This is a genomic window from Candidatus Cloacimonadota bacterium, assembly GCA_012516855.1.
GTDB lineage: Bacteria > Cloacimonadota > Cloacimonadia > Cloacimonadales > Cloacimonadaceae > Syntrophosphaera.
In genome coordinates this window covers 1-12844 of the sequence record JAAYWB010000032.1, presented here as the reverse complement: position 1 = coordinate 12844, position 12844 = coordinate 1, and the positions used below count along the sequence as shown (strand labels likewise).

Below are 12844 nucleotides of genomic sequence, written 5' to 3'. Positions count from 1 at the left end.
CTTGTTTCTCGCTCGACGCCAGCTTTCCACGTCATTCCGGGCTTGACCCGGAATCCAATCCTTTTCCTGTCATGGATCCCGGATCAATGTCGCCTCGCGAGCTCGGTGACGTCCGGGATGACGTATGTTCGGCTCTCCCAACCAATGTCTTGCACGTCATTCCAGGCTTGCCCTGGAATCCAGAAACAACCACCGCCAGCTCCCAACCCACGTCATTCCGGGCTTGACCCGGAATCCAGTCCATTCCTGATCCATTCTTGTATTCCGCGTTTTTCGGTGACGAATGCCCCATTTGTTACCTGCAATATGGAGTCTCAATTTGCCCTGTCCCACTCTTCAGAATGCCCTCGCGGAATAGTTCCTGAAGGCAAACACGGCCATTTTCCCCGGAAAAGGAGCGGATGCTATTTCCCCTCGCCGGAGCCTGTCGCGGAGATGCCCTGACGGGCCAAAAGCGAATAAATGCTTGACTGTTTTGGTGCATCCCAACATAATGAAACTTATGATAAGATATACACGCACAGGGAGTTGCCTATAGTTTCAGGCGCGTTGCCAGCAACATTTTAAAATCATAAACAAGATAAAAGGAGTTCCAAGTATGGAAAAACTGATGCTATTGGGCGATGAAGCCCTGGCGCAGGGCGCGTTGGATGCCGGGATAAGCGGTTTTTACGGCTATCCGGGCACGCCCAGCACGGAAATCATGGAATACGTGCAGCGCAGCAAACAGGCCGAGGCCGGAAAAATCCACCGGACCTGGTCATCAAACGAGAAAACGGCCATGGAAGCGGCGATCGGGATGAGTTATGCCGGCAAACGCGCCATGGTTACCATGAAGCACGTGGGCTTGAACGTGTCGGCTGATCCCTTCATGAATTCAGCCTTCACCGGCGCGAATGGTGGTTTGGTGGTGGTTTCAGCGGACGATCCCAGCATGCATTCCTCGCAGAATGAGCAGGATTCCCGCTACTATGGCAAGTTCGCCATGATCCCGGTTTTCGAGCCCTCGAACCAGCAGGAATGCTATGACATGGCCTTCCACGCCTTCGAGATTTCCGAAAAGTACCGCCTGCCAGTGCTGCTTCGCCTCACCACCCGGCTTTCGCATTCCCGCAGCGGGGTGCAAACACGCAAGCCACTGCCCCAGAACCCGATGAAGAAACCGGATGACCTTTTCCAGTTCATGCTGCTGCCTGCCATAGCGCGCAGGAAATACAAACATCTGATCGGGCTTCAGCCCGACCTGGAGAATGAAGCGGTCATCTCGCCCTTCAACTCCCTCAACCTCAAGGCGGAGGACAATTCCCTCGGGATAGTGGCCACCGGCCTTGCCTACAACTATCTCCGCGAGGTTTACGGCGGCCAGCCCATCCCCCATCCCGTGCTGAAAATATGCCAGTATCCGCTGCCCACTGACGCCTTGCGCGGCCTTTATGATATCTGCGACAAGCTGGTGGTTCTGGAAGAGGGCATGCCGCTGGTAGAAGAAACGATAAAAGGCATGGCCTGGAGCGGCACGAAGCCCATCCACGGCCGCCTGGACGGCACCATTCCCCGCGACGGCGAACTGAATCCCAACAAAGTGGCCCAGGCCTTGAACCTGCCTGATACAATCGGCTCCGCCGTTCCGGAAGTGGTGAGTCCCAGGCCGCCCGCGCTCTGCGTTGGCTGTCCCCACTCGGACAGTTTCCAGGCCCTGAACGAAGCCCTGAAAGAGTTTGGCCGAGGACATGTGTTTTCAGATATCGGCTGCTACACCCTGGGCTTCATGCCTCCCTACAACGCCATCAACTCCTGTGTGGACATGGGCGCCAGCATCACCATGGCCAAAGGCGCTTCAGATGCCGGGCTCTACCCCGCTGTGGCAGTTATCGGCGATTCCACTTTCTCCCACTCCGGCATGACCGGTCTGTTGGACTGCATTTACGAGAATTCCAACGTGATGATCGTGATCCTGGACAACTCCACCACCGGCATGACCGGAGGACAGGACTATACGGGCTTTGGCAAGCTGGAACAGATCTGCCAGGGCCTGGGCGTGCCCAAAGAGCACATCCGCGTGTTCACGCCCCTGAAAAAGAACTGGGACGAGATGGTTGCCATATATAAGGAAGAACTGGCCTACAAGGGCGTGAGCGTGGTGATTCCGCGCCGCGAGTGCATTCAGACCCTGATGAAAAAAAACAAGATGGAGAAGCCGCAATGAAAAAGGACATAATCCTCGCCGGAGTGGGCGGACAGGGAATCCTGACCATCGCCACAATCCTGGGGGCAGCCGCCCTAAACCGCGGCTGGAACCTCAAACAGGCCGAAGTGCATGGCATGAGCCAGCGCGGAGGCGACGTCCAATCCCACCTCCGCCTCTCTGACGCGCCCATCTGGAGCGACCTCATCCCCCTGGGCAAGGCGGACATGATCCTATCCGTGGAGCCGATGGAAGCCCTGCGCTACCTGCCTTACCTGGCTGCTGACGGTTGGCTGATCGCCAACATGACCCCCTTCAAAAACATCCCCAACTACCCGGACGCCGAATCCGTTTACAACGAAATCCGCAAGCTGAAGAACCACGTTCTGATTGACGCGGACAGCATCGCCAAGGAAATCAAGGCACCCCGGTCCATGAATATAGTGATGCTCGGCGCCGCTGCCACTCATCTGGGTTTCAGCGCGGAGGAACTGAGCAAAGCCATCACGGACAACTTCAGCCGCAAGGGCGACCAGATCGTGGAAGCGAATCTGCGGGCTCTGGCCGCGGGTATGGCTGCCAAATAAGCTATTGACAGGGGCGCCGAAAAATGGCGCCCCCTTTATTTGAAAGGGAGGTGTGGTATGAGAACCGGGATCGGAACAGGCTTTTTGGCATTGCTGGCCATTCTGGCCTGGATGCCGGTCTCCGTTTGGGCTGGGCAGCGCTTCACCGTGATCGAGGATTTCGAAAGCGGAAGCGTGGACCTGCTTTCCTGGCAGGATGAGGACATCAACCCCAGCGCCTGGCAACTGACCAGCAGCGGCACCCATCAGGGCAGCGCCTGGTCCCTCCGGTTGACCGGCAACACCTGGAAACAACAGCTTATCTCTCCTGTGGTGGTGGATTCCGGCGCGGTCTGGCAGGTGGCCGCGAAAACCTCCTCCGGCGCGAAAATCCAGGGCATCGGCTTTTCCGACGGCACCAACATATTGCTCTACTCTTTCTCCGGGACCCGTATTCTTGATATCGAAACCTGGGTGCCAGTCTATCAGGGCGCTTTTTCCAATGGGGTCTGGAACATTTACCATATACCCATAGCCGATGACTGGTACGCTTTTTTCGACACCCTGCCCGTGATCACTTCCCTGGTCTATGTGAACGATCTGGACGGCGTGGCCAACCGCAGCCTGTGGATCGATTCCATCCTGGACATATCAGACTATGTGGGGGCGCCGCCCTCGGTGACAGTTTCGCATCAGGTTACCTGGCAGGGGAATAGCGCTGCCGGAGCCAGGGATGTGGGCGTGCAGTTCTTTTCCCAAGTGAGCGATCCTGACAGTGATACCTTCCTCTACCAATGGGACTTTGGAGACAGCCTCAGCAGCACTGAAGCCAATCCCTACCATATCTACACAGTTCAGGACGGCCATCCCTACCGGGCGACGCTTCGCGTGACAGATTCCACAGGCAGATGGGGCATTGGCTCAACCCTGGTGAATGTTGATCCCGGCGATGACTCCTTGCCCCTGAGAATAAACTTTGTGGGCGATATCATGCTAGCCCGGCGCTATGAACTCTCCAACGGGATAATCCCCACTTTGGGCGTGAACGCGATTTTCGCCCCGACCATCGATATGCTCGGCAACGCAGCTGACCTCACAGTGGCCAATCTGGAGGTGGTGCTCACCAATCAGGGAACCCCGCATCCCACCAAAAGTGTGGTTTACCGGGGCAATCCTGACAATGTGAGCGGCCTGGTTTACGCCGGCATCGACAAGGTGAGCCTGGCCAACAACCACGTTCTCGACTACGGCTGGGCTGGCCTCAACCAGATGCTCGGATTGCTCGAGCAGAACGGCATTGTGTACAGTGGCGCGGGAATCGATTCCTACCAGGCATACACCCCCGCCTTCATCAACCGCAACGGGCTCAACCTCGCTTTCCTGGCCAGCAGCGACCGCACCGGTCAGTATAACAACGCCCAGCCCTATCTGCAGGCAGGCTACAACAAACCCGGCTTCGCCTACATGACGCCGTATTACATTGCGCAGCAACTGAACGCAGTGGCGGAAGTGGCTGACCTGAGAATAGTGGAAATGCACGGTGGAAGCGAGTATTCGCTGACCCCCGGCTCCGGTTACGACAAGAGCGACAATCCCTTCCTCGGTGATGACCAGGATGAAGATTACTCGCCCCGAACGGATGTCCCGCACCTTTGGGATATCGCCATCCGGCACTGGGCAGTGGATTCCGGCGCGGACCTCGTTATCGTGCACCATCCCCATATCATCCAGGGTTTTGAGGTTTACCAGGGCAAGGTGATCGCGCATTCGCTGGGCAACTTCGCTTTCGACCTGGATTATCCGGAGACTATGCCTTCGCTGATTTTCTCTGCCGATGCCGATCGCAGCGGCTTCAGCAACTTTCTGATCCAGCCCGTTTTCATCGACGGATACATCCCCAAACCCGCAACAGGCCAATTAGGGATTTACATTCTGGACTATCTGGCCATGCGCAGCCGCGAGCTTAACACAATCCTGGTGGTGGACAACAACCGCATGTCAGCCAGCGTGTTGTTAGACAGCAGCCAAGCCCCTTCGAGCAGCCATCCCTATACCTACAACCTGCTGCTGGAGCCGGTCACAGGCCAGGGCAACGTTTCAAAACCGCTGAAACTTCCCCGCTACGGCAGCATCAGCTCCGTGAACGCCATCGAACCTGTCAGTAGCGCGGATTACAGGCTGGGCAGGGAAACCATCTGGTATGGCAATTTCGAGGATGAGGGCTCCACTCTCTGGGACCTGCAAAGCTTTTCCTACAACGATGTTTTCGACGGAGAGCGCAGCGCCCTTATCTCGGCTCCACCTGGTCAGACCAGAATAGCCGGCATAAAAAAACTCTGCAAGTGGTACGACAACAGTAAAAAGTTCATCCTCCACGGCTGGATCAAGACGGTCAACGCTGGCAATGCCAACATTCAGGTGCGTTATTACAACAGCCGCCAGGGTTATCAAATCGGCAGCGAATACATCACCGCCGACATTTCCGGAAACACTGACTGGACCTGGTATTACAAGGAACTCACCCTCCCTCCCAACGCTTGGTATTTCGATATCCGCCTCACCTGCACAGGAGCTTCTTCCGGCCAGACACAGGCGCTTTTCGATAACGTCGGTTTGATCGAATGGACGCCTTGGACCACTTGGGAAGCCAACAACAGCGTTATTAACCCCAATGACTATTACTGGTTGCAAATTCGGACCCCCGAAAACCCCAAATCCGTGAACGTTCATCTAACCGAACAACGCTACAACCCGCTTCCGGATAGGTCCAAAGCTGTTCCTCCCGTGCAAATGCAGCTTTCCGTCCATCCCAATCCCTTCCGGGAAAGCGCCAAACTAAACTTCGAGCTTAGCGGAAAAGGCCTTGTTTCTTTGTCAGTGTATAACATACGCGGCCAGAAAGTGGCCACCCTGGCGGAAGGCGAACTTCCCGCCGGCAAGCACCGGCTGGCCTGGAACGGAAAAGACCGGCAAGGTCGCCAGGCTGCTTCTGGGCTGTTTTTCATTCGTTTGGAGCAGGAGGGAAGATCGGTAGTCCGAAAGGCGGTGCTTCTGCGTTAGGAGCAGCCGGTCATTGACAAATATCCATGCTCGGATTTGATGGCTTATCATGGATGATTTGATTGTATTCAGCGTTTTTGAGATAACCCGGCATCTGAAGCAGGTGGTGGAAACCCAGATCGAACCGCTCTACGTGCGCGGCGAGATCAGCAATTTCACCCGACACAGCTCCGGGCACATCTATTTCAATCTCAAAGACCCCAACGCGACGCTACGCTGCACCTTTTTCCGCAACGCCAACTTCAACCTGAGTTTCGCTCCGGAAGAAGGGATGGAGGTGGTTTGCTATGGCAGGCTGACGGTGTTCGAAAAAGGCGGCTATTACAATCTAAACGTCCAGAGCATGGAGCTTTCCGGAAAAGGCGACCTCGCCAGGCAGTTCGAGCTTTTGAAAGCCAAGCTGCAGGAGGAAGGGCTCTTCGAGGCGGAACACAAACAGCCCCTGCCCCCTTTCCCGCAGCGCATCGGGATCGTCACCTCCCCCACCGGGGCGGCTTTGCAGGACATTCTGAACATCCTTAAACGCCGCTGGCCTGCTGAGGTGATAGTCTATCCCGCTCTAGTGCAGGGTCCCGAAGCGCCCGCAAGCCTGATCGCTGGGCTCCAGCATTTCAACGCCAGCGATGAGGCCGATCTGATAATCCTCACCCGTGGCGGCGGCTCGCAGGAAGACCTGTTCTGTTTCAATGACGAAGCCCTAGCCCGCGCCATCTTCGCTTCGCGCCTACCAGTTATCTCCGCTGTGGGGCACGAAATCGATTTCACCATAGCGGATTTCGTGGCTGACCTCAGGGCTCCAACTCCTTCTGCTGCAGCAGAACTAGCCGTGCCTGATAAGAAAGATATGCAAGGCCATCTGGCAGCTTTAGCCAGCAGGCTGGGATTGCTCATGTCTCGAGCCACCGAAAGCAGCAAACGCCGTTTGGGCGAACTGCAGATCAGCCTGGAACGCTACCACCCCGAAAAGCTGTGGCAGAGCATGCAAATCAGGGTAGACACCGCGGCCATGGACCTGATCCGGGGAGCTTCCCGCATCCAGGCTTCCATTCAGCAGGCCAGGTTGCGCCAAAATCTGGCCCTGCATGAGATTCAGGGGCAGCTGAGGTTGAATTTCCAAATCCTATACCAACGCCTGGGCGAACTGCGCCTCACCCTCGGCACCCTGGGCCAGGCCCGGCAAACAGAGATCAGGAACCGTTTGGAAAAGGCCAAACTGAACTTGCGCAACCTCTCTCCTTTGAGCGTATTGGAACGTGGCTACAGCCTGGTCATGCGCGGCAACCGGATCGTAAGTTCCGTGCTGGAACTCAGCCCGGGCGATGAACTTAGCTTGAGGCTGAAGGATGGAGCGGCAGACGTGGGAGTGCAAAAAGTGAAACCAGATGAGGAACCCAGTGCGTAAGGCAGCCCTGATGCTGATCCTGGCGGGACTGGCTCTCTGCCTGAGCGCCAGGACGCAGGAAATACGGGCCATTTGGGTTTTACCCTGGAGCATGAACACCCCTGAAAAGGTGGAGGCCTTTGTTAGCAGTGCCGCCGCTTCTCAGCAGACGGACATCTATGTCGAGGTCCGCTATCGCTCCGACGCACTTTATCAAACCAACCGACGCCCGGACGATTATCCCAATCCCGAATACCGCAGCCATGTGCTGGACGGAGTGGATTTTGACCCCTTGGAACTGATCCTGCGGGAAGCCCACAAACGTAATTTGCGCGTACATGCCTGGATAGTTGTGCTCAATGCCACTCCATCCGATCCGGAACTGATACAGCGCAACTACATTTACCGCAACCACCGCGACTGGATCACCTTCGACCGCAACCTATTGCGGCCTTCAGCGGCAGAAAATGCCGGCCATTACATCGATCCGGGCATACCGGAGGCGCGGGAACACATATTCAACGTTGTCGGAGACCTGCTCAGCGGCTATCCCGAGCTCGACGGCCTGCATCTTGATTACATCCGCTATCCCAATTCCAGCCTGGGCTACCACCCCATTTCCATGAGCCGCTACAACGATGTTAAAGCCCAGCAAAACCTGGACTGGAACGAGTGGCGCATCCTGCAGGTGACCTCCCTGGTGGAAACCATCCGCCAGCTCGTGGATAAGATATCTCCCGGCCTCATCTTAAGTGCCGCCGTGATGCCGGATCCAGACAGCGCCGCCCGCTATTACGCCCAGGACTGGAAAGACTGGCTGGAACGGGGTTTGGTTGATTACGTCTGCCCAATGAATTACTCGACAGACAGCGTCAAATTCCGCGAAAGCCTCGACGCAGCCGACAGGACAGGCTTAAGCGAAAAGATCGTGATGGGCATCCGCGCCTGGAACAACAACGGAGATTCGCTCGTTCCGAATGTCCTGGCCCGTAATTACAACATCATGGACGTGGCGGAAAGGATTGGCGAGATACGCAAACGCGATTTTGCCGGTATCGCCCTCTTCAGTTATGACGGATTGCTGAAGGACAGCGCCCTCCAGCATCTTTCCCGGTTGGCCTATTCCGATGAAATTATCGCTAATCTCTCGGCGCTGGACCCTCTGGGTGAAAGCACCGCCAGAACAAGGTTTGCAGCAGACGTGAAGGTCAGCACCGAAGGCAGACTCTACTCGCTGGAGCTGCTGGTGCCGCTGGAAGGCAGATGGACGCTGGAACTTAGGGATCCCTTCAACCGGATGCATTACCGCCGCGTGCGTTATTATCTGAAAGGGCTGAATCGGGACCACTGGAACGGAGTGCTGGCCAATGGCGAGCGAATCGTTCCCGGCACCTATCTGGTCAGCCTCTTCCGGGATATGGACCTCTTTGAATATGTGATTCCGGTTACCTTTCCGGGGTTGACGAGATGAACACAGACCGCAGCAAACAGGCCGGAATGCTCACTACAGTGGAGTTCATCCGCTTTGGGCTCAAATCGCTAGTGGGCATCTTACTTGCCCGGATTTTGGTGCCGGCCGAGTTGGGTTCCTATCGCCAGCTTTTCCTTATCTACAGCACTTTTTCCACTCTCCTGCTGCTGGGAATTCCCCAGAGTGTGCTCTATTTTCTGCCCAAACTGCGGCACATCGATTCCAAGCGCGAATTCATAAGCCGCACGGTTAATCTAGTGAGCGCACTGGCCTTCGTTTTTGGCCTGGGCATCTTTCTGCTGCGGGGTTTCATCGCCCGCCTCTTCAACAATCCCCAGTTGGAACTGCTGCTTATCCTTTACGCCGTCTATCCGCTGTTCATGTTCATCACCCAGATCTACAGCCAGATCATGCTGGGCCTCAAGCAGCCGAGAAAGACAGCGGTTTTCACCCTCTTCAGCGTGGCGACCGATTTTGTGCTGATCCTGGGGACGGCTTTGATCACCAAAAACCTCTATTACATTGTTCTGGCCCTGATGGTCTCCGCTTTGCTGCAATGGGGCTTCGCGCAGTTCCAGCTGCGGCACTGGCTTACAAAGGTCAGCTTCGATCCCGGCTTTTACCAAGAGGTTTTCCGGTATTCGCTACCCCTGGGCCTGTCCTCCATCATCGGCATGCTTTCGATCCAGCTTGATAAGCTGGTGGTCTCAGGATTCTTCACGCCAGCCCAATATGCCGTGTTCTCGATCGGCGCGATGGAACTGCCCTTCATCTCTATCCTGAACAACTCCGTGAACGCCATCCTGCTGCCGCACATCAGTTCTGAGCCAGCCAAAATGACCGAGGTCTATCGCGCCGCGGTGCGCAAAAACGCCCTTGTCATCTTCCCCTTTGCCGTGTTGGGACTGATTTTCGCCACACCGCTCATCACCTTTCTCTATACGGAGACCTACCTTGGCTCGGTGCCTTTTTTCCGGGTTTACCTGCTGAATTTGCCGCTACGCGTGGCCACTTACGGCATCATCTTCATGGCTCTGCGCAAAACCCGCTATATAATGATTAATTCACTTGTCACACTAGGACTGAACCTGGTGCTGAACCTTGTTTTGGTGCGGCTGATCGGGATGATGGGAGCCGTAATCGCCACCGTGATAGTCACCTGGCTTTCCGTGGCCCTCTATCTGTATTGGATGCGGCACAAGCTGGGGCTTGACCTGACAGAGCTTTTCCCGCTCAAAGCCCTGCTGAAAACCTTGCTGGTGGCAGGCATCTCGGCCCTGCCGGCATACGTTGTGTTCTGGATTTTTGGCAGAGGTTGGGCTTTTCAGTTTGTCGCGCTATTTGTGTATCTGGCCACGTTTGTTGTTTTGGGAAAACTCAGCAACGCCATCTTGCCCTATGACATTGAATATGCGCAAAAACTCTGGGCCCAGTTCAAATCCCGTTTTGTGAAGGCACGCTGATGGACATGTATGCGGCCCCATCCAGCCTGAATAAAGGCTCCGAGGGAGTTTGAACGCCATGACAACAGCTTCCCGGCACATTCTTTACATCGCCTATTATTTCCCACCCCTGGGCGGCCCGGCTGCAATGCGCAGCCTTAAAAACGTCAAATACCTGGCCCAGCTTGGTTATCAGGTGCAGGTGCTAACAGTGCGGCCAGCCCTCATCCGCTTTCCCAAAGACCCATCCCTGCTGAAAGAGATACCTGCTGGTGTGAAGGTCTGGAGAGCTTTTTGCCCAGACGCCACCTGGCTTTTCAAGCTGCTGTGGGGGCTGAAACTCAACTCCCTAGTCCGCTTCATCCAGCATAAGGTTCTCATCCCCGATCACGAGGTTCTGTGGCTGCCTTTTGCGAAAAGGATTTTACACCGAATCGTCCGCCGCGATCCTCAGATCAGCGTGGCCGTGATCTCCTCCGGACCGCCTTCCTCCCTGTCTTTGGGGCTGCTGCTGAAATGCCGCCACCGCATACCTTTCATCTGCGATTTCCGCGACGAATGGACCAACAATCCGGAACGCATCAACATTGATTTCCCAGCCACCACCCAAAGCCGTGAACTGGTGATGGAATCGCGCGTTCTATCAGCCGCCGGCGGAATCTCCTACCTGAGCCAGTTGATGCGGGACAACTTCTGCCGCAGCTACCCCTTTCTGGAAAACAAACCCTCGGCCATCATCCCCAACGGTTTTGACGACAGCGATTTCGAGGGGCTCACTGCTTCAACCGATGCCAATGTCTTTCGCCTTGTCTATTGCGGCAGTTTTTACGACCGCCGCCAGCCAAGCCCCCTCTGGCAGGCAATTTTGAGCCTGGTCGAAGCCAAAAAGCTGGACCCAAACAAGTTCCGGGTGGATATCTATGGTAGAAACACCCGCTCCTTCGTGCTGGATAGGTTCGCCTCAAATCCTGTTCTGGAGAGGATCGTGAACCTTCATCCCTTCCTCGGTTACCGGGACAGCCTGCAGGAACTGTTGCGCGCCACGGCCCTCCTTCTCTACATCCCATCGGGAAAGAACACAGAATCTGTGCTAACGGGAAAAATCTTCGATTATCTCAGGACGGGCAAACCGGTGCTTGCCATCGTTCCGCCGGCGGGTTTGGCAGCGGAACTGCTCACCAAAGCCGGAATTGGCTACATTGCCGACCATCAGGACCTTCCCGGCATCGCGGAAAGGCTGATGGAACTCTATTGGCTCTGGGAAAACCGCGCCCTTGGAGAACTTAAAGTGAACCATGATTACATAGCACAGTTTTCCCGTCCAAACCTAGCCCGCAAGCTGGCTAAACTCATCGACGCAGTGGCAACAGGGCAACCTGCCGGTTTGCCAGTCCACACAGGTGCAGAACAGTGAAAGTCCTTTTTATACCCTCCTGGCTGCCTTACCGGGATGACCCCCTGGCCGGCAAGTTCTTTCTGGATCAGGCTTTAGCCATCGCGGACGCTGAGGTGGCCGAGATTTTTCTTTTGAACTGGGGCCAAAACGAGTTTCAACTGGCTGTCAGGCGTCCCCTCTCCAGCCTGAAAAAACTGGCGAGGCTAATCCCTAAGCGCCGCGGACTGAGCCAGATAGCGCCCCGACTCACGGAAATCCGCGTTCCCCATCTAAGCTGGACCAGTTTTGTGGCAAAAGGCAACATCGATTCGCTGATTCCCAAGATCAAGCTACCGGAAAAACCGGACCTCATCCACGCCCAAGTCACTTTCCCCGCGGGATTTGTGGCCATGCGGCTGGCGGAAAAGCACGGTCTTCCCTACATTATAACAGAGCACAGCGGACCCTTTCCCTTTCCCGAATTCCTTAAACGCGGCGCCATTTCGCCCCTTATCACTGAACCGCTGAAAGCAGCTGAAAGAATTGTGGCCGTCAGCAGCCATCTAAAACAGGAAATCAGAACCAAAACGGGGCTGGAAGCTCTGGTGATCCCCAATCCGGTCAACACGGATTTTTTCATTCCATCGGCAAATCCTCGTCCGGAAGGCCCTCTGCGGCTGTTCACCCTGTCCAATATCAGCACGAGCAAAGGGTCCGCCGACCTGCTTCAGGCGCTGAAGCTTTTAAGTTTGAAAACGAAAGACTGGCACCTGTTCTGGGGCGGGGCAGGCCCTCTGCTGAACTGGGCAAGGCAAAAAGCCGAGGATGAGGGATTGCGTGACCACATCATCTGGCTGGGAAGGCTTAGCCCAACTCAATCCCTGGAGCAGTATCAACTTTGCGACTTCTATGTGATGCCAAGCCGTTTCGAAAGCTTCAGCCTGGTGATAGCTGAAGCGCTGGCTTGTGGAAAACCGGTGGTGGCAACCAACTGCGGAGGACCCAGGGACCTCGTGAACGACCTCTGCGGCATTCTGGTCCCCAAACAGAATCCTGCCGCCCTCGCGGAAGCTCTGCTGAAAATGGGAGCCAACTTTTCGAGCTATTCTCCTCAAGCCATCCGGGAACATTGTGTCCAAAACTTTGGCCATAAAGCTGTTACCGCCCGGATTGGTGAGCTTTATCAATCTGTTTTTAACGCCAAAGGCACGCCATAACCCGTTTCCGGACAATCCCTTGCCTCGCTGGCTGACTCGTCCTTTGCCCCTTCCCATTCACATCCCATTCACTACCCGCTGAGTTCCCGCCTGCTGAACGGGAACTCAGCGGGTAGTGAATGGGATGTGAATGGGAAGGGGCAAAGG

Annotated in this window: 8 protein-coding genes; all 8 read left to right on the top strand. The window is 55.8% G+C overall.

What is annotated here, in order from left to right; translation table 11 throughout:
• Positions 1–598: 598 nt before the first annotated feature.
• From GX466_02850 to GX466_02815, 8 genes are read left to right on the top strand one after another with little or no spacing between them, the layout of a single operon-like run.
• Positions 599–2206 (top strand): indolepyruvate ferredoxin oxidoreductase, encoded by a 1608-nt coding sequence (locus GX466_02850; GenBank protein NLH93145.1) that lies wholly within the window; start codon positions 599–601, stop codon positions 2204–2206.
• The gene (locus GX466_02845) at positions 2203–2772 is read left to right on the top strand and encodes an indolepyruvate oxidoreductase subunit beta (GenBank protein NLH93144.1); all 570 of its coding nucleotides are present in this window, start codon (positions 2203–2205) and stop codon (positions 2770–2772) included. The genes GX466_02850 and GX466_02845 overlap by 4 nt, the downstream gene beginning before the upstream one ends.
• Before the next feature lie 57 nt (positions 2773–2829).
• Positions 2830–5811 carry a T9SS type A sorting domain-containing protein gene (locus tag GX466_02840; GenBank protein NLH93143.1) on the top strand — a complete coding sequence of 994 codons (2982 nt, stop codon included), beginning with the start codon at positions 2830–2832 and terminating at the stop codon, positions 5809–5811.
• 49 nt (positions 5812–5860) lie between these two features.
• Complete coding sequence (gene xseA, locus GX466_02835) at positions 5861–7213, top strand: exodeoxyribonuclease VII large subunit (GenBank protein NLH93142.1); 1353 nt, start codon at positions 5861–5863, stop codon at positions 7211–7213.
• On the top strand, positions 7206–8663 hold the full coding sequence (locus GX466_02830; GenBank protein NLH93141.1) for a family 10 glycosylhydrolase: 1458 nt from the start codon (positions 7206–7208) through the stop codon (positions 8661–8663). The genes xseA and GX466_02830 overlap by 8 nt, the downstream gene beginning before the upstream one ends.
• Positions 8660–10126 carry an oligosaccharide flippase family protein gene (locus GX466_02825; protein ID NLH93140.1) on the top strand — a complete coding sequence of 489 codons (1467 nt, stop codon included), beginning with the start codon at positions 8660–8662 and terminating at the stop codon, positions 10124–10126. The genes GX466_02830 and GX466_02825 overlap by 4 nt, the downstream gene beginning before the upstream one ends.
• A gap of 58 nt (positions 10127–10184) precedes the next feature.
• Positions 10185–11519: a glycosyltransferase family 4 protein gene (locus GX466_02820; protein ID NLH93139.1), complete on the top strand. Its 1335-nt coding sequence runs from the start codon at positions 10185–10187 to the stop codon at positions 11517–11519.
• A complete protein-coding gene (locus GX466_02815) occupies positions 11516–12697 on the top strand; it encodes a glycosyltransferase family 4 protein (GenBank protein NLH93138.1) in 1182 nt (393 codons plus the stop codon). Before GX466_02820 ends, GX466_02815 begins: the two co-directional genes overlap by 4 nt.
• The last annotated feature ends 147 nt before the right edge of the window (positions 12698–12844 follow it).

What these genes read in the sequence shown, in the direction of transcription:
- GX466_02850 (NLH93145.1), top strand. Translation starts at nt 599, where the DNA reads ATGGAAAAACTGATGCTATTGGGCGATGAAGCCCTGGCGCAGGGCGCG.
- GX466_02845 (NLH93144.1), top strand. Translation starts at nt 2,203, where the DNA reads ATGAAAAAGGACATAATCCTCGCCGGAGTGGGCGGACAGGGAATCCTG.
- GX466_02840 (NLH93143.1), top strand. Translation starts at nt 2,830, where the DNA reads ATGAGAACCGGGATCGGAACAGGCTTTTTGGCATTGCTGGCCATTCTG.
- xseA (NLH93142.1), top strand. Translation starts at nt 5,861, where the DNA reads ATGGATGATTTGATTGTATTCAGCGTTTTTGAGATAACCCGGCATCTG.
- GX466_02825 (NLH93140.1), top strand. Translation starts at nt 8,660, where the DNA reads ATGAACACAGACCGCAGCAAACAGGCCGGAATGCTCACTACAGTGGAG.
- GX466_02820 (NLH93139.1), top strand. Translation starts at nt 10,185, where the DNA reads ATGACAACAGCTTCCCGGCACATTCTTTACATCGCCTATTATTTCCCA.